This window comes from Sulfuricella sp. (assembly GCF_035531155.1).
In the GTDB taxonomy this organism is placed as follows: Bacteria; Pseudomonadota; Gammaproteobacteria; order Burkholderiales; family Sulfuricellaceae; genus Sulfuricella.
In genome coordinates, this window is the sequence record NZ_DATKTK010000031.1 from 13,946 (window position 1) to 39,320 (window position 25,375).

Annotated in this window: 27 protein-coding genes; 9 read left to right on the forward strand and 18 right to left on the reverse strand. The window is 58.6% G+C overall.

Annotated elements, in window-relative coordinates; all coding sequences use genetic code 11:
• Positions 1–152: 152 nt before the first annotated feature.
• The 4 genes from VMV64_RS06420 to VMV64_RS06435 all read right to left on the reverse strand — a co-directional run bounded on the left by VMV64_RS06420 (position 153) and on the right by VMV64_RS06435 (position 5,233).
• Positions 153–464: a BON domain-containing protein gene (locus VMV64_RS06420; RefSeq protein ID WP_325329132.1), complete on the reverse strand. Its 312-nt coding sequence runs from the start codon at positions 462–464 to the stop codon at positions 153–155.
• Between the two features lie 169 nt (positions 465–633).
• Positions 634–1,062 carry a glycine zipper 2TM domain-containing protein gene (locus VMV64_RS06425; RefSeq protein ID WP_325329133.1) on the reverse strand — a complete coding sequence of 143 codons (429 nt, stop codon included), beginning with the start codon at positions 1,060–1,062 and terminating at the stop codon, positions 634–636.
• A gap of 402 nt (positions 1,063–1,464) precedes the next feature.
• Entirely contained in the window at positions 1,465–3,435 is a 1,971-nt protein-coding gene (parE, locus tag VMV64_RS06430; protein ID WP_325329134.1) for a DNA topoisomerase IV subunit B, read from the reverse strand.
• A 184-nt stretch (positions 3,436–3,619) separates the two neighbouring features.
• Positions 3,620–5,233 (reverse strand): methyl-accepting chemotaxis protein, encoded by a 1,614-nt coding sequence (locus VMV64_RS06435; RefSeq protein ID WP_325329135.1) that lies wholly within the window; start codon positions 5,231–5,233, stop codon positions 3,620–3,622.
• A gap of 204 nt (positions 5,234–5,437) precedes the next feature.
• Between VMV64_RS06435 and VMV64_RS06440 the strand changes: the two genes are divergently transcribed.
• The 4 genes from VMV64_RS06440 (at position 5,438) to VMV64_RS06455 (ending at position 8,410) form a co-directional block, all read left to right on the forward strand.
• Positions 5,438–6,436, forward strand: coding sequence for a serine/threonine protein kinase (locus tag VMV64_RS06440; protein ID WP_325329136.1), 999 nt, complete (start codon positions 5,438–5,440; stop codon positions 6,434–6,436).
• Positions 6,437–6,687: 251 nt separating this feature from the next.
• Entirely contained in the window at positions 6,688–7,377 is a 690-nt protein-coding gene (locus VMV64_RS06445) for a YceH family protein (RefSeq protein ID WP_325329137.1), read from the forward strand.
• Between the two features lie 111 nt (positions 7,378–7,488).
• A complete protein-coding gene (locus VMV64_RS06450) occupies positions 7,489–7,935 on the forward strand; it encodes a patatin-like phospholipase family protein (protein WP_325329138.1) in 447 nt (148 codons plus the stop codon).
• Entirely contained in the window at positions 7,877–8,410 is a 534-nt protein-coding gene (locus tag VMV64_RS06455) for a patatin-like phospholipase family protein (RefSeq protein ID WP_325329139.1), read from the forward strand. The genes VMV64_RS06450 and VMV64_RS06455 overlap by 59 nt, the downstream gene beginning before the upstream one ends.
• Before the next feature lie 56 nt (positions 8,411–8,466).
• On the opposite strand, the gene VMV64_RS06460 is transcribed toward VMV64_RS06455, so the two are convergent.
• Positions 8,467–8,733, reverse strand: coding sequence for a hypothetical protein (locus tag VMV64_RS06460; protein ID WP_325329140.1), 267 nt, complete (start codon positions 8,731–8,733; stop codon positions 8,467–8,469).
• Between the two features lie 96 nt (positions 8,734–8,829).
• Between VMV64_RS06460 and VMV64_RS06465 the strand changes: the two genes are divergently transcribed.
• The 4 genes from VMV64_RS06465 to VMV64_RS06480 all read left to right on the forward strand — a co-directional run bounded on the left by VMV64_RS06465 (position 8,830) and on the right by VMV64_RS06480 (position 12,143).
• A complete protein-coding gene (locus VMV64_RS06465) occupies positions 8,830–10,446 on the forward strand; it encodes a hypothetical protein (protein ID WP_325329141.1) in 1,617 nt (538 codons plus the stop codon).
• 80 nt (positions 10,447–10,526) lie between these two features.
• A complete protein-coding gene (locus VMV64_RS06470; protein ID WP_325329142.1) occupies positions 10,527–10,874 on the forward strand; it encodes a hypothetical protein in 348 nt (115 codons plus the stop codon).
• A 9-nt stretch (positions 10,875–10,883) separates the two neighbouring features.
• Positions 10,884–11,564 (forward strand): C39 family peptidase, encoded by a 681-nt coding sequence (locus tag VMV64_RS06475; RefSeq protein WP_325329143.1) that lies wholly within the window; start codon positions 10,884–10,886, stop codon positions 11,562–11,564.
• Between the two features lie 9 nt (positions 11,565–11,573).
• Positions 11,574–12,143, forward strand: coding sequence for a hypothetical protein (locus VMV64_RS06480; protein ID WP_325329144.1), 570 nt, complete (start codon positions 11,574–11,576; stop codon positions 12,141–12,143).
• A 94-nt stretch (positions 12,144–12,237) separates the two neighbouring features.
• Here the strand turns inward: VMV64_RS06480 and VMV64_RS06485 are convergent, their stop codons facing one another.
• Positions 12,238–13,518: a transporter gene (locus VMV64_RS06485; protein ID WP_325329145.1), complete on the reverse strand. Its 1,281-nt coding sequence runs from the start codon at positions 13,516–13,518 to the stop codon at positions 12,238–12,240.
• 191 nt (positions 13,519–13,709) lie between these two features.
• Between VMV64_RS06485 and msrB the strand changes: the two genes are divergently transcribed.
• Entirely contained in the window at positions 13,710–14,171 is a 462-nt protein-coding gene (gene msrB / locus VMV64_RS06490) for a peptide-methionine (R)-S-oxide reductase MsrB (protein ID WP_325329158.1), read from the forward strand.
• Between the two features lie 13 nt (positions 14,172–14,184).
• Here msrB and ccmI read toward each other — a convergent pair whose 3' ends face one another.
• The 12 genes from ccmI to VMV64_RS06550 form a co-directional block, all read right to left on the reverse strand.
• On the reverse strand, positions 14,185–15,480 hold the full coding sequence (ccmI, locus tag VMV64_RS06495; RefSeq protein ID WP_325329146.1) for a c-type cytochrome biogenesis protein CcmI: 1,296 nt from the start codon (positions 15,478–15,480) through the stop codon (positions 14,185–14,187).
• Positions 15,477–15,929 (reverse strand): cytochrome c-type biogenesis protein, encoded by a 453-nt coding sequence (locus VMV64_RS06500; protein WP_325329147.1) that lies wholly within the window; start codon positions 15,927–15,929, stop codon positions 15,477–15,479. The genes ccmI and VMV64_RS06500 overlap by 4 nt, the downstream gene beginning before the upstream one ends.
• Positions 15,930–15,937: 8 nt before the next feature.
• Positions 15,938–16,462: a DsbE family thiol:disulfide interchange protein gene (locus tag VMV64_RS06505; protein ID WP_325329148.1), complete on the reverse strand. Its 525-nt coding sequence runs from the start codon at positions 16,460–16,462 to the stop codon at positions 15,938–15,940.
• Positions 16,459–18,387, reverse strand: coding sequence for a heme lyase CcmF/NrfE family subunit (locus VMV64_RS06510; RefSeq protein WP_325329149.1), 1,929 nt, complete (start codon positions 18,385–18,387; stop codon positions 16,459–16,461). Before VMV64_RS06510 ends, VMV64_RS06505 begins: the two co-directional genes overlap by 4 nt.
• Positions 18,387–18,845, reverse strand: coding sequence for a cytochrome c maturation protein CcmE (gene ccmE, locus VMV64_RS06515; RefSeq protein ID WP_325329150.1), 459 nt, complete (start codon positions 18,843–18,845; stop codon positions 18,387–18,389). Before ccmE ends, VMV64_RS06510 begins: the two co-directional genes overlap by 1 nt.
• Positions 18,829–19,050 carry a heme exporter protein CcmD gene (gene ccmD / locus VMV64_RS06520; RefSeq protein ID WP_325329151.1) on the reverse strand — a complete coding sequence of 74 codons (222 nt, stop codon included), beginning with the start codon at positions 19,048–19,050 and terminating at the stop codon, positions 18,829–18,831. The genes ccmE and ccmD overlap by 17 nt, the downstream gene beginning before the upstream one ends.
• Positions 19,047–19,790: a heme ABC transporter permease CcmC gene (ccmC, locus tag VMV64_RS06525; RefSeq protein WP_325329152.1), complete on the reverse strand. Its 744-nt coding sequence runs from the start codon at positions 19,788–19,790 to the stop codon at positions 19,047–19,049. Before ccmC ends, ccmD begins: the two co-directional genes overlap by 4 nt.
• A gap of 169 nt (positions 19,791–19,959) precedes the next feature.
• The gene (ccmB, locus tag VMV64_RS06530) at positions 19,960–20,634 is read right to left on the reverse strand and encodes a heme exporter protein CcmB (protein WP_325329153.1); all 675 of its coding nucleotides are present in this window, start codon (positions 20,632–20,634) and stop codon (positions 19,960–19,962) included.
• Positions 20,631–21,248, reverse strand: a complete 618-nt coding sequence (ccmA, locus tag VMV64_RS06535; RefSeq protein ID WP_325329154.1) for a cytochrome c biogenesis heme-transporting ATPase CcmA — start codon at positions 21,246–21,248, stop codon at positions 20,631–20,633. The genes ccmB and ccmA overlap by 4 nt, the downstream gene beginning before the upstream one ends.
• Before the next feature lie 380 nt (positions 21,249–21,628).
• Positions 21,629–23,899 (reverse strand): MtrB/PioB family decaheme-associated outer membrane protein, encoded by a 2,271-nt coding sequence (locus VMV64_RS06540; protein WP_325329155.1) that lies wholly within the window; start codon positions 23,897–23,899, stop codon positions 21,629–21,631.
• Positions 23,900–23,912: 13 nt separating this feature from the next.
• The gene (locus VMV64_RS06545; protein WP_325329156.1) at positions 23,913–25,019 is read right to left on the reverse strand and encodes a DmsE family decaheme c-type cytochrome; all 1,107 of its coding nucleotides are present in this window, start codon (positions 25,017–25,019) and stop codon (positions 23,913–23,915) included.
• 67 nt (positions 25,020–25,086) lie between these two features.
• Positions 25,087–25,375 (reverse strand): c-type cytochrome (locus VMV64_RS06550; RefSeq protein WP_325329157.1); only part of this gene is annotated, 289 nt, incomplete at its 5' end.

Consider the following 25,375-nt stretch of genomic DNA (forward strand, 5'->3'; position numbering starts at 1 on the left):
TGGATTTGTTTTTATGGCCTTCTGGCCGCAGGATTCTCAGGGCAAACGGGGTCGGTCGTCGCGGGTTTTGGTCCGCCCCAGGCTCGACTGTCCAACAACATGCCCCCCAAACCGCGACGAAGTCATCTGAACATCCGGCGACAGCTTGAACGTCACTTAAGCCGCATGTCGTTTTTGACGGATTTCACGCCCTTGACGCTGCGTGCAACTTCGACCGCCTTGTTGATGTCGGCCTGGGAGTTGACGAAACCGCCCAACTGAACCACGCCTTTGAAGGTTTCAACGTTGATCTCGGTCGTTTTCAGGGTGGGCTCGTTGAAAATCGCCGCCTTCACTTTGGTGGTGATGACAGCGTCGTCGACATACTCACCGGTTCCCTCATGCTTGGACGTCGATGCGCATCCGATCAGAGAAGCCAGCAAAATGGCGAAGAACAAGGTGGTGAACCGATTGAATAGTGTCATGGTTATCTCCTGATAAATGATTAATTCACGACTCCTCTCAATCGACGGGTACGATCAAGAGGTCTTTCTTACAACTTGCGTTGCAATATCATAAAGCTGGCATGGCATATCCTCCCCATTACCGATTGCATCGAAGCTGCAACCCAAAAATTCACCCATTGCGAAAAAATCAGGGCCGTGACAGGACACCGTTTTCAATCCGCACCCTGTCGCCCACCCTAAAATTAGTGCTCGTGCTTTGTGTCACTGTTTGATAGGACCCGTTGTCCATGCGGATAGTAAATTTATACACATCGCCTTTCCCCTTCTCCATCTGATGCCCGATATAAGCCCCGGCGGCGGCACCGCCGATGGTCGCAGCTGTTTGGCCTGTCCCAGAGCCCACCTGGCTGCCTAGTACCCCCCCAACCACGCCACCCGCCACGGTACCCACGCCGATACCGCTTCCACCTATACCTTCCTGTTTTACAAGTTCAATGGATTGCACTACGCCATATCCTGAGGAAACATTATCGGTGCGATTGCCCACTGTTCCGCACGCACCCAGCGCCAGGACAAAAAGCAAGCCAATCACCGATCCGAATCTATGCGCAGCCATAATCGACTCCTTAAAAGTCACCGAAAGCACAGCCGGTCGCACGGGCGGAGCAAAGGCGAGTCAGGTCTTTCTCCGCGGCACAACCGAATAACTAACCATAGGATAAAAAAAACGGGATTTCAAACGGGCGGGCTTAATCAGCCAGCGTAAAGGTTTCCGACAGAAAATCGCCCTTCCTTACCCAATGGCTTGGGGAAGGAAGGGCATGGAAGCTTTATTTGCTAGAGGGATGGGAAAATCCGCGGCCATCGACCTCGATCGCCGGGAGCACCGACCGCTGCTGTTTCGATTGAATGAATCAGCGGCGCGGCCCGCGAAATACTGGCTGTAGTGGATAGGGCAACAATCAACTATAGCCCGTAGTGTGATGTGCAATGCGAACCGCATCATACGCGCGAGGCGTCACTCGTCCGCTTCCACCAGATGGCCCGCCTCTTCCATCCAGGCCCGCCTTGAAGCGGCCTCGGATTTCGCCATCAGCTTGTTGAAGACTTCCCGGACATAGCCGGTGAAATCGTCCGTCCTCAAGGTCAGCAGGCGGCGCGCGTCGGGGTTGAGGGTAGTTTCCCACAGCTGCACCGGGTTCATTTCGCCCAAGCCCTTGAAGCGCGACACCTGCCACGAGCCTTCGCGCACCTTGTCGGCGCGCAGTCGATCCAGCGTGCCTTCCAGCTCGCCATCGTCGAGACAATAGAACTTGCGCGCCGGCTTGTTCTTGCCCTGGGCCGGCACGTCCACCCGGTACAGCGGCGGCTGCGCGACGCACACCCGACCGGCGCGGATCAGGGCGGGGAAGTGGCGGTAGAACAGGGTCAGCAGCAGCACCTGGATATGGCTGCCGTCCACGTCGGCGTCGGCCAGGATGATGACGCGGGCGTAGCGCAGGTTGGACATGTCCGGCGTGTCGTCCGGCGCGTGCGGATCGACGCCGAGCGCCACGGCGATGTTGTGGATCTCGTTGTTGGCGTAGATACGGTCGGCCTCGTGCTCCCAGGTATTGAGCACCTTGCCGCGCAGGGGCAGGATGGCCTGGGTGTCCTTGTTGCGGCCCTGCTTGGCGGAGCCGCCGGCGGAATCGCCCTCGACCAGGAACAGCTCGCGCTCTTCCAGGTTGTCGGACTGGCAGTCGGCCAGCTTGCCCGGCAGCACGGCGACGCCGGAAGACTTGCGCTTCTCGATCTTCTGCCCGGCACGCTGGCGCGTCTGCGCTGCCCGGATCGAGAATTCAGCGATCTTTTTTGCCTGTTCCTGGTGCTCGTTGAGCCACAGCTCGAGCGGGTCGCGCACCATGGCGGTGACCAGGCGCAGCGCGTCGCGCGACGACAGCCGCTCCTTGGTCTGCCCCTGGAATTGCGGATCCAGCATCTTGGTCGAGAGGACGAAGGAGATGCGGCTGAACACGTCGTCGGCGGTAAGCTTGACACCCTTGGGCAGCAGACTATGGTGCTCGATGTAGCTCTTCACCGCGTTGAAGATGCCGTCGCGCAGGCCGGCTTCATGGGTGCCGCCGGACGGCGTGTGGATCAGGTTGACGTAGGACTCGCGCACGATCGGCCCGTCCTCCGTCCAGGCCACCACCCATTCCGCCCCCTCGCCTTCGGCGAAGGTGTCGTGCGAGGCCGGCGCGTATTTGGAGAACTTCCAGAACAACCCGTCGATCAGGTATTCCGACAGTTGCGACCTGAGATAGTCGGAAAGCCCGTCCTGGTAAACCCACTCCTTTTCGTCCTTGATCAGCCCGTTCTTGTCCTCGATAGCAAGCACAACGCGCACGCCGGGCAGCAGCACCGCCTTGGCCTTCAGCACCCGCTCCAGTTGCTGCGGCGGAATCTCTGCAGTGTCGAAATACTGCGCATCCGGCCACACCCGGACCGATGTGCCGGAGGCGCGCTTGGGTGCGCTGCAGATCAGCGCCAGCGGCTCGACCACGTCGCCGCCGGTAAACGCCATGCGGTGGACGCCACCCTCGCGCGTTACCGTCACTTCGAGCCGGTGCGACAACGCGTTGGTGACGGAAACGCCGACGCCGTGCAGCCCGCCGGAAAACTGGTAAGCCCCGCCGGCTTTCTTGTCGAACTTGCCGCCCGCATGCAGCCGCGTATACACCACCTCGACCGTCGACACGCCCTCCTCGGGATGGATGCCGACCGGAATGCCGCGGCCATCGTCCGTGACCGAAACCGAACCATCGCCATGCAGCTGCACCTTGATGATCTTGGCAAAACCGGCCAAGGCCTCGTCGGCAGAATTGTCCACCACCTCGGTTATGATATGCAGCGGATTGTCGGTGCGCGTATACATTCCCGGCCGCTGCTTCACTGGCTCCAACCCGCGCAGGACGCGGATGGAAGAGTCCGAATAGTTCTTGCTCATAGTTTCCTGTGTGTCCCTAAACCGGCAGAGCCGGAACCCAAAAAATGATGCGTAACACGGCATGAGGAATGAGTAACAGCGTGGCGCACCAGGTTTTTCCCATCACCCATCACCCATCACCCATCACCCATCACCCATCACCCATCACCCATTACTCTTTAACCCATTCCGCTGCCTTGATGGTTCAAAGCCTGAAGCGGGCCACCTCATCCTGCAGGGCATGGGTCATGGCCTGGATGCCTCGGCATGCCTCGGCGGTTTGACCTATCGTCGCGCTGCTTTCGGAAGCCATCCGGGCAATCTGATCGATCCGGGTGGCGACCGTGCCGGTTATTTCGCTTTCTTCGCGGGTGGCGTGAGCAATCTGCTGGATCATTTCCACCACGCGCTTTACGCTGGCAGTGATCTGGTCGATTGCCTCGTCGGCCTGATGCGCCATTGCAACGCCTTCCTCGGCCTGCTCCCCGCCTTTCCCCATGGTGGTGACCGCACTCGAGATTTCCGACTGAATGGCGCCGATCATAGTCGATATCTCGGACGTGGCGTGGGTGGTTCGCTCAGCCAGTTTGCGCACTTCATCCGCCACGACCGCAAATCCGCGCCCCTGCTCGCCCGCACGCGCCGCTTCGATGGCGGCGTTCAGCGCGAGCAGGTTGGTCTGGTCGGCAATATCCTTGATCACCCCGACGATCTGCCCGATCTGGTTGGAGCGATGGCCGAGGGATTCGATCATTGCCTCCGATTCGTTCACCGTCCGGGATATCGCCTGGATGCCGTTCACGGCGGCATTCACGACATCGTGCCCTTTGTCCGCCATGGCGCTGGCCTCATGCGCCGCTTCTGAAATCGATTTCGCCTTCTCCGCGACTTCCTTGACCATCGTATTCAGGCCCTCGATGGCGGTGGCCGCGTTTCCCGCCTGCTCGGTTTGGCTATTGGCGAGGGCGGCGATTTGCTCCGCGGCGTTGGACTGCGTTTCGGCGGCGCAGTTGACCTGGTCGGCTGAGTTGCGGATCGTGCCGATGATGGAAGAAAAATCTGCAGCCATCTGGTTGAATGCCTGGGCCACCTCGCCCAACTCGTCCTGGCTCACCAGGTTGGCACGTGCGGTCAGGTCGCCGGCAGACAGTCTTTTCGCCGAATCCGCCAGGGTGGAAACCCCACGGTTCACCGAGCGAGTGATCACCAGGCCAATCAAAATAGTCAGCGCGAGCCCCACGACGATGCTTGCAATGGATGCGATCCGAATGGTTTTGCCGATGGCCAGGGCGCGCTCGTATTCGTTTTTGGCGGCGTCCACCTGATGCTTGATCAGCGCATCGATGCCCTCCGAAGCCTTCGCATAAGCCGGGTCCATGACATCCTTGCGCAACTTGTCGGCCTGAGCAAATTTCTCCGCTTGCAACAGGTCGATGGTGGGCATGACGCCATTCATCCCGAAATTCATCCGTTCCTTGATGAAAGCGGCCAGCAGCTTTTTCTCTTCTTCAGACATCTGGCGCGCATTGTAGGATTTCAGGATATTTTCTATCAAGAAAATGTTCCTGCTCACCTTGTCGGCATGCGCCATGACTTCGAATCCGTCCGTCTCCTGCCGGGCGGAAAGCAGCTCGATGCGGATCTGCATCTGGTTGCGGCGGATCTCGTTGAGCTGGTTGATCGCCAGCAGGCGATCGTTATAGACGCTCAACAGGGCGTTGTTGGAATTATTGATTCCCAGCAGCCCCGTCAGCCCGATCCCGCCGAGGAGAACCGAGACGAAAACGATCAGAACGGTCAGCTTGGTTCGGATTTTCATATTGTTCAAAAAATTCACGGCGCCCCTCCTCTGGGTATTTCTCAATCCTTGGTGGAAAACATTCTGGATTTTGTTTGAATTAACGTTGCGGCATCAGGCCTTGAACCGGATGGTAACCTCTGTCGGCGCAGCTTGCCAGTCCGGCAGCAGGATTACCCCATTTCCCTCGCGCCAAGGCTACAATGAGTCTTTCAATTGTATTGAATGGCCACAGTGGATACTCCCAGCCCGCCCTACCAGGATCTCACCCCTGACCGCATCCTGAATGCAGTAGAAAGTCTGGGCCTGCGCTGCGACGGCCGCCTGCTCGCGCTCAACAGCTACGAGAACCGGGTCTATCAGGTCGGCATCGAGGAAAGCGCGCCGGTCATCGCCAAGTTCTACCGCCCGCTGCGCTGGACGGACGAGGCCATCCTCGAGGAACACCGCTTCACGCTGGAGCTCGCCGAACGGGAAATCCCCGTCGTGGCGCCCCTGGTCGACAAAACCGGGCGCACCCTGCACGAATTCGAGGGTTTTCGCTTCACGATTTCCCCACGCCAGCCTGGGCGGGCACCGGAACTCGACGACCCCGACACCCTGGAATGGATGGGCCGCTTCATCGGCCGCATCCACGCGGTCGGCGCCATCGAACCCTTTGCCCACCGTCCCACGATCACCATCGAGACCTTCGGCGTGGAGCCCTACCGTTATATCATCGCCAACGGCTTCATCCCGCCCGATCTGGAAGCCGCCTACACCTCCACGGTCGAAGATGCCCTGCAACGCGTGCGGACAGCCTTCGCACGCGCCGAACCCATTGCGCTGATCCGGCTCCACGGCGACTGCCACCCCGGCAACGTGCTGTGGTCCGACACCGGCCCGCACTTCGTCGATTTCGACGACTGCCGCATGGGTCCGGCCGTGCAGGACATCTGGATGCTGCTGTCCGGCGACCGCACCTCGATGACCCGGCAGCTGTCCGACTTCATGGAAGGCTATAAGGAGTTCCACGATTTCAACTCGCGCGAATTGCTGCTGGTGGAGGCGCTGCGCACCCTGCGCCTGATCCACTACGCCGGCTGGCTGGCCCAGCGCTGGAGTGACCCGGCCTTTCCAGCCAGTTTTCCCTGGTTCAACACCCAGCGCTACTGGCAAGACCAGATTCTCGCCCTCCGCGAACAGGCCGCGCTGATGGACGAACCGCCGCTGGTTCTGGGCTAGAATCAACCTTATAACGGCTCAGCCACGGATTACCAAAAGTAGGCGCCTCTAGGCGACACAGATGTACACGGATTATCAATGGGTTGACTTTCTTATCTTGGGTACCTTTCGGGTGAATGGCAGATTTTCCACAATACTTTGTTTTATCCGTGATAATCCGTGTCGCCTAGAGGCGCCTACTTTTGGTAATCCGTGGCTGAATTGAGTTTTTTTAGGTTTAAGGACAATCACGGACAATAAGGAAAAAACTGATGGATATCGAACTCACCCCTTATGAAGCGCGCATCATCGGCTCCCTGATCGAGAAGGAAATCACCACACCCGATCAATACCCGCTCTCGCTCAACGCGCTGACCAATGCGTGCAACCAGAAAAGCAACCGAGAGCCGGTTCTGGAGCTGGATGAGGCGACAGTTCAGGAAACGCTGGACGGGCTGGTCAAGAGATCGCTGGCCAGCGATCAAACCGGCTTCGGCAGCCGCACCACGAAATACAAGCATCGCTTCTGCAATACCGAGTTCGGCATCCTGAAATTTTCGGAACAGGAGCTCGGCATCGTTTGCGCGCTTCTGCTGCGCGGCCCGCAGACTCCGGGCGAACTGCGCACCCACACCATCCGCCTGTGCAAATTCGGCGACATGCAGGAAGTCGAATCCGCGCTCGACCGCCTGATGGAACGCAGCGACGGCCCTTTTGTCGCAAAGCTTCCGCGCGAGCCGGGGAAAAGGGAATCGCGCTACATGCATCTCTTCAGCGGCGACGCGCCAGCGATGGAGTTTTCCGGGAGCACGAACAGCGCCTCCGACCTTTCCGGCGCAGAGATCGAAAGACTGGACCAACTGGAGCAGCGCGTCGACGAACTGGAACAGGAAATTGTGCAGCTCAAACGCGCACTCGAACAGCTAGGGCCAAAGCCTACTACCGGTTACATGGAAGCCTAGCAGCCTGTCGGACCTGAAGGAAATCGGCTGCAAAATGATCTGATGGGCGAATCCCCGCTGCGTTTGACCTAGAATCAAACCTCAGGCCACGCCCGATTCAGAGGTAACAGCATGACGACAACTCACAAACCCAAGATCGGTCTTGCGCTGGGCGGCGGTTCGGCAAGAGGCTGGGCGCATATCGGGGTGATCCGCACACTCGCCGAAGCCGGGATCGTACCGGACATGGTGTGCGGCACTTCGATTGGCGCTCTGGTGGGTGCTGCCTACGTCGACGGCGACCTGGACCGGCTTGAGCAGTGGACCAAAAGCCTCACGCTGCAAACCGTCGTCGGCTTTCTCGATTTCTCCCTGGGCGGCGGCCTGATCAAGGGCGAGAAACTGATCGAATTCTTTCGCAGCCACTTTGTCGATGTGCCGATCTCCGAACTACCCCTGCCCTTCGCCGCAGTGGCTACCGACCTTCAAACCGGGCGCGAAGTCTGGCTTACAGGAGGGCATGGTATCCGACGCCGTGCGCACCTCCATTGCGCTGCCCGGCCTATTCACCCCGGTTGAACACGAAGGGCGGTGGCTGGTGGACGGCGGCCTGGTGAACCCGGTTCCCGTCTCCCTGTGCCGGGCAATGGGGGCCGATTTGGTGATCGCCGTGGATTTGAATTCCGACATCGTCGGCAAGCATCTCAGGAAAGCCCGTGCATCGAAAGCGGCCGCGCCCGACAACCCCGATGGTGTCGGCGAAACGATGCTGGCGCGAATCCAGTCGGGCATGGCGACACTGGGCATTGCCGGCCCGAAAACGGCCGACAACCGACCTTCCATGCTGGAAGTTCTGGCCTCCAGCATCAATATCATGCAGCAGCGCATCACCCGCAGCCGCCTGGCCGGAGATCCCGCGGACGTGCTGATCGCCCCACGGCTGGCGGAATTCGGCCTGATGGAATTCCACCGCGCAGCCGTTGCCATCGAAGCGGGAAGCCGCGCCACAAAGCCCGTGTTACAGCAAATTCACATCCTTCTGGAGAATGGTTAAAGCCTCTGTCGGCCGGGCTTTCGATTTGCCTACACAATAGCTGCCCCACCTGACCCTCATGATTTGGTGCGGCGCGAGAAGCAATAATCAGCCGTACCAAAACTGATACGCCAGCTGTACCAATATCCATACGTCACATTGCTTAAACGGTTGCAGATCGCATGTAACTCCATGATATTTTGGTGAATTACATAAAACACAGCTGTTTTATGACTTGTTTTGCTTACAAAAAACAACGCCGCCACCCCTTGCGTGAAGAAATTTCTGCCGCGCGAAAAATGAAGACGCCTTGTTTTTTTTGTTCTTTTTCCTGATTTCGCCACGATGGCCCAAGAATTGCGTGAGCAAATTGCGGACAGGTATTCGCCTGTTTCACATCCGCAACAACTCAAGCACAACTTGTTTCAAGGAGAAAGATCATGAACATGAACAAGAAAATCCTGTCGGCAGCCATCGCCCTCGCTTTCGGGGCAGCCTCCTCGGCATGGGCAAACCCGACCAACACCAACGACGCAAGTACCGCCGACAACGTCAACCAGACAGCGCAGGTTGATCCAAACCAAAGCGGACAAACCGGCGCGGCGGCGAATGAAAATTCGACTTCCAACCAAAATTCCAACAATCCAAACAACACGAAGACCATCACGAAGACCTCTACGGAAAACATCTCGAAGACCGACACCAGCACGGAAAACCGGGATTCGTTCAACACCTCGAACCGCACCAGCACGGACTCCAGCACGAACAACCGGGATTCGTTCAACACCTCGAACCGCACCAGCACGGAAAACCGGGATTCGTTCAACACCACTGTTTCGGCGGCGACCAACCTTAATGGGACCGTGAAAAACAATACCGTCACGGACACCGGCAACAGAGCCTATGGCGGCGGCCACGCAGGCGATGGCGCCAAAGGCGGCAGCGGTGGCGATGCCAACCAAACCGCCACAAGCGGCAAGGCCTATGGCGCCAATGGCGGTGACGGCGGATACGTGAAAGCCGTGGCCATCGTCGGCGATTCCACCGGCGGCAATGCCGGAAACGGCGGCAAGGGTGGCAGCGGCGGTTCGGCCTACGGCGGCACAGGCGGTAACGGCACCGGCGGCAATGGCGGCAATGGCGGCAGCGCAGGAGACAGCACCGGTGGCAGCGGAACCGGCGGTTATGGCACCGGCGGCAATGGCGGCAAAGGCGGCAGTTCGGGCAATGTCGCCGGTGGCCTGGGTATCGGCGGCAGCGGCGGCGCAGGAGGAAACGCCGGTAAAGGCATGGGCGGCGACAGCGGCACCACAGCCAGTGGCGGCGGTGCGGGCGCAACCGGTGGCGCGCAAAGAGGCAGTGCTAATGGCGGCAACGCCGCTGCTGCAGCCGCTGCAGCCGGCACCACCACTAGTTCCTCCTCCGCTTCTTCTTCCCCCGGTGGTGCAGGCGGAATAACAGGTAGCGGCGGCAACGCTGGCGCCACTGGCGGCGGCGCAACCGGAACCAGCACAGCCGGAACCGGCGTTGGCGGCAACGGCGGCGCCGGCGCAGTTGGCGCAACAGGCACTGGGGAAGCGGGCACGAGCACGGCAGGCAACGGGGCTGTGGGTGCCACCGGTACCGGAGCGACCGGCACCGGGGCAACAGCCGCGAGCACGGGTGGTGCGGGCGCTGTAGGCGCAGTTGGCGCGGTGGGTAATGGCGGTACCGGGCAAGGCGGTGTCGGCGGCACGGGCGCAACTGGCGGCACCGGTGGCACTGGCGGGGCGGCTACCGGCGGCGCGGCAACCGCAAGCTCAAGTGGAGCCAATGGCGCGCTGGGCGGCAGCGCCACCAGTGGTCAGGCGCTTGCTTCGGCCACCACCGGCAATGGTGGAATCGGCGGCAACGGCGGCAACGCCAGCGGTGCCAATGCAGGCACGTTCAATGCCTCCAACACCCTCAGCGGCAGCATGAGCAGCTCGGCCGGCATCATCACGGTCGCCCAGAGCACAGGTGCCAACTCGCTGATTCAGCAGGGCGTTACTGTGCAGGCCAATCTGGCGATCCACTAAAGTAGTCTAGGTAGTGTGGTACGTGCCCGGGGCAGCCTATTTCGCTTCACCCCGGGCATTTTTCCATGGAGGTATAGTTTATGAAACACTCCACTTACGCGCTTATCGGCATTTCCGCATTATTGATTAATGCCCTGCCGCTACACGCCGTAGCTGATGAAAATGACAAAATGGAGATGGGAGTGCTCGGAATCGCCATCACGGATGATCGATTGGCAACAAACCGGGGTGGACACAACCTGGAACTCAACACCAACAATCTGGATGCGCAATTTTACAACAACCAGGCCACTGCCAACGTCACTGGCAGCAACTACATCACCACAGGCGCTTTCTCAGGCTCTAGCGGGATGTCCACGGTTATCCAGAATTCAGGCAATAACGTCCTGATACAGAACGCGACCATTCTGAACGTCAAATTGCAATAGGGGCCGGCCATGAAAAGCATTTCATCGTTGATGTTGGCCGCCTCGCTGCTCAGTTCATTTTCCGTCCAGGCCGGCTGGGTAACCATTCCCGGTTCCGGCTCGGTGACGGTAAAGGTTAGCAGCCTCAAGGAACGGCAATTCCGCACCACAGTGCGGCAACAATACGACTATAGCTGCGGAGCCGCGGCGCTGGCGACACTGCTTACTTATCACTACCATGACCCCATAAGCGAAGACAAGGTTTTCCAAGAAATGTGGGAGAACGGCGATCAGGACAAAATTCACCGCGAAGGCTTTTCCTTGCTGGACATCAAGCAATACCTTGAAGCCCACGACTATTCTGCCGACGGTTATGAAGCGCCGCTCGACAAGCTGGCCGAAGTCGGCATTCCGGCCATCGTCCTGATCCGGGAAAATGGCTACAACCATTTCGTAGTAGTGAAGGGACTCCGCAATGGCCAAGTGGCCGTGGGAGACCCTTCTGCCGGAGCGAAAATCTTTCCTCGGGAGGAGTTTGAAAAAATGCTGATCAACCGAATCCTGTTCGTGATCAATGGCGCTCGGGATAAGGTGGTTTTTGACAGCAGGCAGGACTGGCACATTCGAGAAAAAGCGCCACTGGGCATCGCAGCAGGCCCGACCGACTTGGCCAACATGATATTGCTGCGCCGGTCGCCTAGTGATTTATGAGGAAATCCCATGAAAACCAGAATTCCAGCTACCCTTCTGAAAGTAGCTTTATGCACTGCGGCATGTTTTTCACCCGCAGCTCAGACTAGCACGCTCAACCACGGCTTTGAAAACTGCCGTGTCGCCACTGCCGACGAACTGGATGAAATGCGCGGCGGATTTGATTTGAACGTTGGCGGGTTGCATCTCTCCTTCTCCATTGACAGAGTAACGTTCATCAATGGAACGCTGGTCGCCATAACCAGTTTGAACATACCGTCACTGAATTCTCTAGGCAACCTGCAGGCTGTTGCGGACAGCATCAACCCACAGGCAATCATAGCCAGCCTGCAGAATGCTGCCGGCAGCAGCGTCAATCCGGTCACCACCATTCAAAATGGTCCGCAGAATACATACATCCTGCCCGATGGGTTCAACCTGTCCACGACCGCGCTCAATACGGTCGTCCAGAATACGCTCGATAATCAGGTTATCCGCAACATGACGATCCTGAACGCGACGCTGAACAGCCTGGCGCTGGTACGCGCAATGGCAATTTCATCCTCCCTCAACCAGATGCTCAACGGCTCTGTTCGCTAGTGCACCATCCCGAACAATTAAGGTAGCCAAAATAAAATCTGGCGGAACCCGGTATCTCCCGGATTCCGCCGCGTGTTATAGAAGCCCACCACAATCAGAAACTGATGGGCACGCGCAGGGTCAATTGCGTATCCGGAGTATCTCTGGTTAGGCCCGCACCAAGAGTCAAACTGACAGTGGTCTTGTTGTTGACGCGGTAGGAATAGCCGAGCAGGAGACTGGCCAGTTGTATGGGGGTGGCACTAGGCGGCGCAACCCCGTCGACCTTGGTTCTGCCGATATAGGTATGCTCATAGCCCAAGCTGAAAGCGGCCCTTTCGTTGAGCGCAAGACCCATGCCGAAATTGAGCCCGATGGCATTGCCTGGCTCGACCTTACCGATGTGCTGCCCCAGAATGTCCTGGTTCACGTCGCGTCCAACATTCCACAAGTAGTTGACTCCGCCAAAAAACACGGCCGGATCCGATGGGTAAATCACGCTCAGACTGGGCTGGATTCCATAAAAGCCCGAACCGGTGGGCAACTCCTCCTGTAGCGAGCTTACCGGCGTGGAGCCAGAAACATAGCTCACCTCGAACGGATCCTTGCCGGTGCGCGTCTTGAAGCGCAGACCGGCAACGTAATAGGGGCCATCCGTACCGGGCTCGTTGAGCTGATAACGCGCCCCAAACTCGATGTCTCCGATTCCTTTGCCGGTGGCGTTGAAGGCACTGTCCATGGCGGCCCCTGTGCCAAGAGGACGGGTGACCGAGTCGTCATTACGGTAAACGTACGGCAGTTTAGCTTCCACTTCCAGTCGGTTGCTCAAGCCATAGCGCGCCGTTACCGCGCCGATCCAGGTTTGGCGATTCACGGTTTGTACATCGATCAGGCCGATCACTATTGCTGGAATGATGGTGTAGCCAACGAGCGCGACACGGTTGGTTGAAGAGTACGAATACTGGACTGAAGGCTCCAGCACAAACTGGCCGTGTGCTGTGAGCACGCCGGGCTGCTCGAAAAGCTGGGCTATTGCTGGCGGGCGGGTCTCCTCCTTTTTCTCTGGTGCCTGCCCGACCGGCTGGGGAGCAGCGTCGGTCCGGGCCACTTTTTCGACGAGCGGCTTCGTCGGGGCCCCACCCGCGCTGGCTTGCAATGTCGCCAGCTGCTTCCGTGTTTCCTGTAACGCCTGCTTATGAGCCAGCAGCTTTTTCTTCTCTTCATCCAGAGCATGCTGCATCACGGCCAGCTCCTCGCTTTGCTCTTCCAGTTGCCGCTGGATCTGGACAAGGTCAGGTCTTGCCGGAGGGGCTTCCTGACCATAAGCCGAAGTGATGACGACCAGTGCCCATATCAGGCTACCTTTTGCGGAAGTTTTGATATGATTCTGGCCCATGCCGCTCTCTTTTTTAAGGGTGTAAGTTTAATTTATAGTTCACATTTTTATTTTCGTTTTGGTGTGTGAAATAAACTTTTGGACGAATAGCCCTGTCATACGATAACCTTCAGACGGAACAAAGTGAGGGCACGATGAAATCGAAACACGCGATGTTATTTGTAGTCGGAATGATTCTGGGAGGGCAGGCAATGGCATGGAACGGTAGTGGATACCGCAAGCCAGACGCGAACGAACTAAAAAAACGTCTGGGCTCGGAGCAGTATCACGTCACGCAGGAAAACGGCACGGAATCGGCATTCCGCAACGCCTATTGGGACAACAAGAAAGAAGGTGTCTACGTCGATGTCGTGTCGGGCGAGCCGCTGTTCAGTTCCCTCGACAAATTCGATTCGGGCACCGGCTGGCCCAGCTTCACCAAACCGCTGGAACCGGCCCATGTGGCTCTGCACGAAGACCGCTCGCACCTCATGACGCGCATCGAGGTCCGCAGCAAGCTCGGCGACTCGCACCTGGGCCACCTCTTCGACGACGGCCCCGCCCCCATCGGCAAGCGCTACTGCATGAACTCGGCGTCGCTGCGTTTCATCCCGAAGGAAGACCTGGAAAAAGAAGGCTACGGCGAATACCGCAGGCTATTCGACAAGAAATAAACCTAAAAAGCGATCAAGGCACAACGGTATCGATGACGATCGCCACGCCTTGCTGCCCGAGCTTGACCGGACCGATTTTCCCCTGCAAGTCACCGCTTTGCGCCATGGCCTGACCCGACTTCGACACGCGCGCACTGATCATCACTTCAGCATGATTTGAAAGCTTGTCGTTCGGCGACATGGACACGGCATCGTCCAGCGTAAAACGGTAGGGGAGCTGCTTGGAGTCGATCTTCAAGCTGGCTATGGGCATTTTTGGGCCTTGCGGCGCCTGCGCGAAAATAAACACCTGATCAGTGGGGCTCACCTTGGCAATGAGATCCTTGCTCACCGTCACCATGCCGGAAATAGCCGCCGCGCCCTGCCGCCGCGGTTGTTCGGTTTTTTCGCCCGCTCCGCCTTTCTCACCCAGCTTGCTCATGTTATCCAGGCCGCCGAGGCTGGCCGCAAGCTTCTCGGCCTCATCAGCCGCTGCCGCGATATCCTTGGCGACGTCCGCATCCGGCGGGACAAGCGTTAGCAGCCGCCGCCAATACGAGGCCGCCTGAGCAAAATCCTTGTTCTGATAGGCTGCGGATGCGGCAAGATTCAGCGCCTTCTCATCGTTCGGATTCAACTTGAGCGCCTTATTGATCAGTTCCAGCGGTTTCCCCTGCAGATTCTGTCCCTGCGCCATGGCGAGCGCATCGGCGTAATCCGCCAGCAAGCGTGCATCGTCGGGGAGCAGCGCGGCAGCTTTCTCGAACGCCTGTGCGGACTCGTTGTACTTTCCGGTCGAGGCATAACTGCGTGCCAGCATGTACCAGCCGGCGGCATCATCCGGCTTCGTCTTCAGCTTGGCTTCCAGCGCTGCGATCATGGGGGCCGCATCGTGCTGGCCTTGTTCTGCCACTGCCGCGGGAGCTTCGGCGCGTGACATGAGCAGTGCTTCGGGGTTGCCCAGGCCCACATACATTGCGATCGCCAGCGCCGGAATCGCTCCGGCCAGCACATATCCCGGCCAGCGACGTGGCTGGGCAGCCGCGACAGGAGCGGATTCAAGCGGCACATCCTCGCTCAGGCGTTTTTCGATTTCCCGCCGGGCATCCTCGTATTGCGCTGCATCCAGTTCGCCGTTATCGAGATCCGCCTTCAATTCGGCCAGCTGATCGTAATAGATGGCGACATTGACCTCTTTTCTATCCACCTGGGCTATCTGACCAGGCCTGATATCGCGCCGCAGCAATGGCGGCAGAACAAACGCCAGGGCCACTGCGATAAAAAGGAGAAAAAGCGCCCAGAACAGCGAAATCGTCCAGAAATTACTCATGATTTATTTCCGTTGTTACCCAGAAGAGCCGCCACGCGTTTCTTCTCTTCTTTGGATAAGGGTTCGTCGACAGGGCGGTTGCCGCGTCGCTGGATGTAGACATAGAGGCCGCCCACCGCGCCGATCAGCAGCGCGAACGGTCCGAACCACAGCAGCCAGGTCAGTGGTTTGACCGGCGGTTTGTAGAGCACGAAATCGCCATAGCGCTGGGTGAGATAGTCGACGACCTGCTCGTCGCTCTTGCCGGCGCGCATCTGTTCACGGATTTCCTGACGCAGGTCCTGCGCCAGGTCGGCACGGGAACCCGCCAGCGATTCGTTCTGGCACACCAGGCAGCGCAAATCCTCGGAAAGCTTGATCATGCGCTGCTCCAGCACGGGGTCTTCGGCTACCGGTTTGGCTTCGCCAGCCATGGCGGCAAACGGCAACCATAGTACGAGAGCTATCATCCACGGTCTCATTGCTGCAACTCCTTCACCAGGGGAAGAATTTTCTTGTCCAGGCTCTCGCGGGTCACCGGGCCGGTGTGCTTGTAGCGGATGATGCCGTTCCTGTCGATGAGATAGGTCTCGGGAACGCCGTACACCCCGTAGTTGATGCCGACCCGGCCATCGAGATCGACGACGGTCTCCACATAGGGATTCCCGTAGCGATTAAGCACGGCCTGCGCATCGCCTGGCTGGTCCTTGTAGTCCATGCCATAGATCGGCACGATGCCCTGCTTCGACAAATCGAGCAGGACCGAGTGCTCCTCCCGGCAGGAAGCGCACCATGAGGCCCACACATTGAACAGCCAGACTTTGCCGCGCAGGTCCGCCGGGCTCAGTTGTTTGGCCGGATCGGACAGCAGGGCAAGCTTGAAATCGGGCGCCGGCTTGCCGATCAGCGGCGAAGGCACTTCGCGCGGATCGAGCCTGAGGCCGATGGCGAGAAAGCCCACCAGCACGATGAAAATACCCAGGGGAATCAGGAAACGCTTCATGCTCCAGCCCTCCCTTGCTTGCGCGAGGTGCGATAGCGTCGGTCGGTGATCGACATCGCACCGCCCAAGGCCATCAGCACCGCGCCGATCCAGATCCATACCACGAAGGGCTTGTGGAACAGCCTCACACTCCAGGCGCCGCCATCCAGCGATTCACCCATCGCGGTATACAGGTCGCGCGTGAAACCGTAGTCAATAGCCGATTCGGTGAAGGGCATGCCGGACGCGGTATAGGTACGCTTTTCCGGGTAAAGCGTGGTGACCGGCTTACCGTCTCGGCTCACTTCCAAGGTGCCACGCGCCGCCTTGTAATTGGGGCCATCCATATCTTGCGCCCCCTTGAAAAGGAAGGTGTAGCCCTTCAGGGTCACGGTATCGCCCACGTTCATACGCACGTTACGCTCGGTCTCGTAGGCCGACACCATGGTGACGCCGATGACGGCAACCGCCACGCCGAAGTGGGCCAGATTCATGCCGTAAAAGTTCGCCGACCACCCGCCGCCGCCACGTAAACGCCCTTGCACGTTGATGGCAATGCTGACGACGATCCACAGGGCCAGCAAAATCCCCAGGGAGACCATCGGCTTCCAGGCACCCAAGGTCAGCGGCAGCAGCAACGCGACCACGACGCTGGCGCCAAAACCCCATTTCAGCCGGTCAGCCAGTTCAGGCACGCTGGCCTGTTTCCATCGCGCCATTGGGCCAACCCCAATCAGCAAAAGCAAGGGCGTGACCAGGGGCACGAACACGGAATTGAAATAAGGTGGCCCGACCGAAATCTTGCCCAGGCCAAGCGCATCGAGAAACAACGGGTAAAGCGTGCCCAGCAGTACTGCACCGGTTGCCGTCAGGAGCAGGATGTTATTGGCCATCAAAAAGGATTCGCGCGACACCAGCGCGAAACGACCGCCCAGCCCGACCTGGGAGGCGCGGAAGGCGAACAGCAGCAACGAGCCGCCGATCACCACGGCGAGGAAGGCGAGAATGAACAGTCCGCGCGCCGGATCGGTGGCGAAGGAGTGTACTGAAGACAGCACGCCGGAGCGCACCAGGAACGTGCCGAGCAGGCTCAGGGAGAATGCGCCGATGGCAAGGAACACCGTCCACGCCTTGAAGGTGCCGCGCTTTTCTGTCACCGCCAAGGAATGGATCAGTGCCGTACCCACCAGCCAGGGCATCAGCGAAGCATTCTCGGTAGGATCCCAGAACCACCACCCGCCCCAGCCCAGCTCGTAATAGGCCCACCAGCTGCCCATCATGATACCCAGGGTCAGGAATGACCATGCCGCCGTGGTCCAGGGGCGAGACCAGCGCGCCCAGCTGGCATCCAGCTTGCCGGAAATCAGTGCGGCCAGTGCGAAAGCAAAAGCCACGGAAAACCCGACATAGCCCATGTACAGGATAGGCGGATGAATCACCATGCCCGGGTCCTGCAGCAGCGGATTCAGGTCAGAGCCGTCCATGGCTGCGGGCAGCAAGCGGATGAAAGGATTGGAAGTGGTGAGCATGAACAGCAGCAAGCCGCAGCTGACCAGACCCATCACGCCGATCACCCGTGCCACCATGTCATCGGGCAGATGACGGCTGAACAAAGTCACCGCCAGCGTCCACAGGGCGAGAATAAATGTCCACAGCAGCAGCGAGCCTTCATGCGAGCCCCAGGTAGCGGTAAAGCGATAAATGGGCGGAAGCTTTGAAAAGGAATGTTGCACGACGTTCAGGACTGAAAAATCATTGATCAGGAATGAATAGGCCAGGCAACCGAAAGCGATGGCGACGAAGAGAAACTGGGCGCGTGCAGCCGGCCTGGCGACCGACATCCATGCCGGGTTGTTGCGCGCGGCACCCGCCAGCGGCAGGATGCTTTGTGTTAGCGCCAGCAGCAGCGCCAGGATTAACGAAAAATTACCGAGTTCTGGAATCATTATTTTCCTTGGGGAGGGACTAAGGTTTTCTGGGCTTTTTGCGCCTGTTCCAGCGCGCTGGCCGCTTCGGGCGGCATATAGTTTTCGTCATGCTTGGCCAGCACCTGCGTTGCGACAAACACGCCGCTGTCGTTCAGGCGGCCTTCCGCCACTACGCCCTTGCCTTCCTTGAACAAGTCAGGCAACAGGCCGGTGTAAGTAACCGAAAGGGTTTGCGCAGTATCGGTGACGCGGAAATGCGCCGTCACGCCGTCCTTCTCGCGGCGCAGGCTGCCCGCCTCGACTAGCCCGCCAATCCGAAAAGAGCGGTCACGCGGCGCCTCACCCTTGACCACCTGCGTCGGGCTGAAGAAAAACACCAGATTGCTGCGGAAAGCGTTGAGCACCAGTGCTGCCACCACGCCCAGGGCGATCACCGCGACGGCGACCAATATCAGTTTCTTATGCCGTGATTTCATCGTTGCGCTCATCCTTATCAAACTTGTCCTTCTCGACCTTGCCATATTTCACAGTATGTTTTGCCAGCGTCAACGCCTTTTGCCGGTGCGCCCTCAACAGCAGTATCTCGCCGACAACCAGGACCGCGGTCACGGCATAGGATCCCCACACGTAAAAGGCGTAGCCCCCCATGTGAAAAAATTCCGACCAGCTATTCCAGTTCACGCTTCGGCCTCCACCATTTGCGCCACCCACTGGCTATTTTTCTCACGCTCCAGGATGATGCTGCGCGCCCGGGACAACGCCGCTGCGATGGCGTACATCCACGCGGCCAGCGCCATCACCAGCATGCCCACGAGCATGATGCTGGCCATGCTCGGAGCTTTGGTCATGCTCACTGAGGCCCCCTGATGCAGGGTATTCCACCATCTGACGGAAAAATAAATGATCGGCACGTTGACCACGCCCACCAGCGCGATCAGCGCACCGGCACGGTCGGCACGGCGGGGATCGTCGATCGCCGCCTGCAGCGCCATGAAGCCGAGATACAGGAAAAACAGGATGAGTTCGGAAGTCAGGCGCGCATCCCACACCCACCAAGCGCCCCAGGTCGGCTTGCCCCACAGCGCTCCCGTCCACAACGACACGAAAGTCAGCATGGCGCCGGTGGGTGCGAGGGCGCTCGCCATCATGAATGAAAGGCGCGTGTTGAAAGCCAGCCCGAGCGCCGCCCAGAAGGCCATCACCACGTAAATAAACATGGACATCCAGGCGGCGGGCACGTGGATGAAGATGATGCGGTAGGCTTCGCTCTGCTGAAAATCGGTGGGTGCAAGGAACAGCCCGATATACAGGCCAGCCACGCAAAACAGCGCTGCCGCGCCGTAAAACCATGGGATCATCTTCCCGGCAAGACCGTAGAAAGTCGCCGGTGAGGAATATTTATACCAGTTCAAGCTGCTCATCCTAGAAACCGCAATTCATCAACCGCAAAGACGCGAAGGCGCAAAGAGCACAAGGACATAAAATCCATCAGGCACCCACTTATCTGGTGACTGGAAAGATTCCGATAACAGATTGTTGTTCCTTTGCGTTCTTTGCGCCTTTGCGGTTCAAATGCATTTTTTAGGTTCATCATTCAATTGAGATCCGTAACGCCGCGGACACCGCCCACGGCGTCAGCATGAAAGCTAAAATCAGAATACTGCCCAGCAACGACAGGTGAGCTTCCGAGCCTAGGCCCGACATCGCGCCATCCACCGCGCCGGCACCGAAGATCAGCACCGGGATGTAGAGCGGCAACACCAGCAGCGACACCAGCACACCGCCGCCGCGCAACCCCAGTGTCAGGGCGGCGCCTATCGCACCGATCAGCGACAGCACCGGCGTCCCGAGCAGCAGCGAAAACACCAGCACACCCAGCGCCTCGTTCGACAGGCCGAACTGAACGCCCAGCACCGGCGCCATGAGGATCAGCGGCACCCCGCTCACCAGCCAGTGAGCCAGTATCTTACCGGTTATCCAGACCACCGGGGAAGTCGGCGTCAATACCAGCTGTTCCAGCGTGCCATCGGCGTAATCGCTCGCGAACATCCGGCCAAGAGACAGCATCGCCGCCAGCAGGGCAGCCACCCACACCACGCCGCCACCCATCAGGCGCAGCAGCTTGGGATCGGGCCCCACGCCAAGCGGAAACAGACTGGCGACGATGACGAAAAAAAACAGCACGGTAAGCACATCCCCGCGCCGCCTCATGGCCAGCGTCAGCTCGCGCCGCAGCAGTACAAAGACAATTTGCAGCGTGGTCATAGCGTCAATGGCAAGGTTTTGGGCGCGATGCCCGTAATCATGACCGGCTGGTGCGTGGTCATCATCGCCATGCCCCCCTGGCGCAAATGCTCGCCGATCAAAGTCTGCACCAGTTGCAGGGCAGCCTGATCGAGTGCTGTCAATGGCTCATCGAGTATCCACAACTTGGCCTTGACCAGCATCAGACGGGCCAGCGCAACGCGCCGACGCTGCCCTTGGGACAGCGATTTCGTCGGCAGGTTCAAACAATGGCCCAAACCGAGGTGCCCCAGCGCACCCTTCACCTCATCACTATCCACCGGGATTCCCGCCAGGCGACAGGAAAAATCGAGATTCTCGGAGGCGCTCAGATCTTCCTTGACCGCAGGCGCATGCCCGAAATAAGCCATCTCGGCATGGTAGGTCGCGCGCGCCGCGCCGATTTCTTCGCCGCGCCACAGAATTTCACCGAATTCCGGCGTCAGCAGACCGCACACCATGCGCAGCAGACTGGTTTTGCCACTGCCGTTGGCGCCCTGCACCAGCAGCAATTCACCTTCGTTGAGTGTGAAGTCAAGGTGGCTGAACAGCGTGCGCTCGCCTCGTACACAGGCGAGGTCTTTCCCTTCCAGCATTAATGTTTACCCAAAATTTTTGTAACGGCGGTTTTCTAACCGATCCGGGAAGAAGGGATTGTACTGGAAAAATGCAACGCCTTTACACCGGCGGAAGCATGCTCGGGTATTTAATTTATCCGACCGAGGCGATGAATGGGCCCCGCGTTACATGACTCTAAAAACCCTATTCACCACGGTGGCCGCGATGGAAGATCCTGCCAAAAACTACTACGGCGAATTCCGCAGGCTGTTCGAAAAGAAATGAGCGTGACAGCTTGAGCTTGCCGCGAATAAATAACTTTTCCAGGTTCAATAAAAACAGGGCCGGCAACAACCGACCCGCTTTCTTCATCCGCCTAGGGAAGCGGCTCGCATGAGCGAGCCTCCCCTCCCCGAGCTTACTTCAACTTGTAAATATACCTTACACCAGCGAATGTGACATTCTGATTCTGATTGAGGGCAACGGTCGCGTTGTCGGAATAGGCAAATGGCACGCCGTTGTATCCCCAGGTCCATTCGTCCAGCTTCGTGCGTTGGTGTATGAAGTCGACACGGATATCGGCGTTTTTCTCCAGCGCATACTTGCCAAACAAATTCAACCTGGACTGCCGATATACGACATCTGGAAGACCGATCGCCGCCTGGGCTGTATTGTTCACCAACGTGGTGCCGGTGGTGGTTTGATCCGCCGTTAGGCCATACTTGGTGATGTCATTGATATACGACAGATCCCCGCCTACCTCGAGTCGACTGGTCGGCCTGCCAACCACACCGAGCCCTACTGTGGTGCTGACATTATCCAAGGCAGCTATGTAGCCGGTGGAGTGATTTACGTGATCCAGGGTCTGATCGCCCTGAGCCCAATAGCCGGTCAGCTTCCATGCCTCGGACAGGGTATAAACCGCGTTGAGGCTGTATGAGCGCATGTTGGTATCGCGCATGCCCTTGATGCCCGCGGTGGTGTACCGGTCCCTTCCGTCTTCAACTATGAGCTGCAGGGACAGCTGGTTACTCGGGTCCCAGTCAACTGCCACTCTGACCTTGTCACGCTCGCGATCCGACATGGACATCGGGAAAATCGCGGTGGGAGACACGCCAACGATAGTGCCGGCGGGGACAATGCTGCCATAACCAGCTCCAGCAGCGATGGCCGCAGCACTGGTTTGGAGAGAGTACCAATCCGACCCTTCTCGCTTACTGCTCACATAGCTGACGGCTGCGTTGAGCGTTTCAGACATGGAACGCCGCAGTTCGGCACGATAGCCTGTCTCTTCGGTTTTCGCCCGCAACGCCGAAAGGCCGGCGACTTTGTCGGTGCTATCGGGAGTGCCTCGATCCAGCATGTCATAATTAACCCCCAGAGTCGCCCGATAGTTGTCCGGCAGCTGATAGCTTGCTTCCAGTTTACCGGCCAGCCTCTTCGACGAAGTCAGGCCATTGGTAAAGAAATTCGCGGGCGTCGTCGTCACCCCCTCTACGTTGTAATAGGCGATCGGCGTCTTGTCCTTTTTGTCCTCGTAACGCACATTGGCAAGCAGGGAAAGTTTAGCCATGGGACGTGCTGTCAGGCCGAGCTGGACCAGGCTGGAATCCACGACCCCACCCAGGTTGCTGATGCCGGCAGGGGCACCCGTCAGTCCCATGCTGCCGAAGTCCTCGTTCTGCGTGGCATGGGTATAAGCGTACTTGAAGGTGGCTCGGGTTGTAGGCGTGAAGGCATAGTTGCCGGAGACATAAAGCTGGTGCGCCTGGTTGTCGGGCGGCAGCGCCATGGGCATTCCCAGGATGCCCTGAATGCCGGTGAGGCCACCCGAAAGTGCCGTTGGAGCGCCCAGAGGGTTATTTAACGTACCCGGCACGGTTGGCGTCAGGGAGCCGTTAGCGTTGGTGAAAAACGAGCCGTAATAGCCCCCGCTCACCATGAATTTCTCGCCGGAAAAATTCAGTTTGGTCTCGAACTGTTTGGTTGTGGAGTTGACCGGCTCGGGCAGCATCAGCAGCGCCCACTGGGTGACGCCAGCAGTACAACCGATTTGCCCCGCCTGCGCGGGTGCCGCACCCGAGGTACAGGCAAAGCCTTTGCCGAACAGCCGCGCCCCATCCTTGTCTTCGTTCTTGAAGTTCGCCTCGAACTGGAGGTTAGGGGTGAGCCATTTCTCCACGCCGAGGCTGAGGCCCTTGCGCTTGAGATCGAGGTTTAGATCCGTCCCTGCACCGGGGGTGGCCAATCTTACGACGCTCGGGGTGGTCGTTCCGGCACCCTGCAGGCCGGTATTGATGGTGCGGATATCGTGGCGGGTAATCTCGTTATATTCCGCGGAATACTTCCAGTCCCCCTGTTTATTCTGCGAAAAGCGCAGTTCACGGTTGTCGAGACCCAGGTTGCGGCCTTCGAAATTCGTCCATAGCCCCGTCGCATCGTCGCGTTTGACGATATCGAAGTCCAGCAGGAGAGAGGCGTCATCCTTGCGCATGCCGTTGTATTGCCCGAAGATCGCCCTGTCCTTGCTATCGCCGCTGGCAACGCCCAGCCCGACGCTTACCGAGCTATCCGGCTTGATGTATTGTGCGATGTCCTCCTCGGCGTGCGCCGGCCCGAAGGCCGCGAGCACAGAGAGGACAATGAGTTTCTGGCTGAAGCCAAAATGCTGTTTGGATGTGTTCATCATCGATCTCCCGGTCTCAGCGCAGGTTGAACTGCGGGGTTGGGTTGGTAGCGCTCGGGTTGTTGCTGCCATGCACCTGGGTATGGCAGTTCAGACAACCCCGCCCTTGGGTAATGTTGATATTGCTCTTGCCGGACGAGGTAGCCGTTGGCCGCAATGCGGTCGGTCCTATATTGCCGGTCAGTGCAGGGATAGTGCCTCCATGTGGTGTATGGCACGATTGGCACAGGAATGGCGGCCGCATCTTCAGCATGCTCTCTGCCGTGGTGCCATGCGGGTTATGGCAGTTCGAGCAGTCTTCACTGACCGGCTCATGGTTATGGACGAACGGCCCGCGTTTCTCCATATGGCAGGTGTAGCAGGTATCGACCACGCTATCGCGCTTCATGAGTTTCGGCCCGGCCGATCCATGCACATTGTGGCAGTCCGAGCACGCCATCTTGCCCTCAACGATCGGGTGGTGCGAAGGCTTGTTGACCTGAGCGCGCTGTTCCTTGTGGCAAGTGAAGCAGAGCTCGGTCTGGGTGCGTTTGTCGCGCACCACATCTTTTGCCGAGTGAATCTTGTGGCACGTTGAGCACGCCACGTCGCGAGCTTGATGGGTGCTTCCCATCCAGTGCGAACGCTTCGCATCCTTCTGGTGGCACTCCAGGCAAGAGCCATTGCGCTCTTCGACCGGGGTGTCGGTTCTCTTGCCTTGAATACCGAAGTAGTGATCAACCCGATCAGCGGAGGGAAGGCTACCCGGCGCCAACTGCCCGGAATAAGTGCGTTCGGGTTTCGGGCGAATCTTGGTGTCCTGGGCGTTGAGTACGTGCGCTTCACTTTCACCGTGGCATTTGGTGCAAGTCGGCGTGCGGCTGTCTGCGACAGTACCGTGCTTGGTTTTGCCGATGGCGAGCAAGCCTGGGGCGTCGGCTTCATCGTGGCAGCTCGTACACTTGGCATCGCCCTTGAGGACGAGGTCCTTGGGCGCTTCCTGGGGCGCCACTTTGGCCACAACCACCTTGGGCGCTTCTTTCCCTGCGGCCGGTTTTGGAATGTCGGCGGCCATGGAGGAAGATACCCCCACCGCGGCACCAATAAACGCACACAAGGTCAACACCTGTCGCAAGAGCTTCATTTTATTTCTCCCCTAACTTTAAAACCACCCGTGCGACCCGAAAGAAGCCGCGCCGTTAAATACACCTTTATTGAATAGAAAGAATCCAGTCGGCCAGATTTTTCTGCTCGTTAATGTCCTTGGTATCGATGAGCTTGTGCTTTTCTTCCTTGCCGTCTGAAAGTTTGACCATCGGCTCCGTGGTGAAGTTGGTGATCAGCTTGCTCTGGCCATCGGCCTTGCCCCTGTATTTATCCGCAACTTTCTTGTAGGAAGGCCCTTTTTTGGACTTGTCGACAGCATGGCACTTGAAGCAGTCGTTCCTCTTTGCCAGCGCTCTTGCCGCGTCCTCATCGAAGGCTGATGCCTGGGACGGC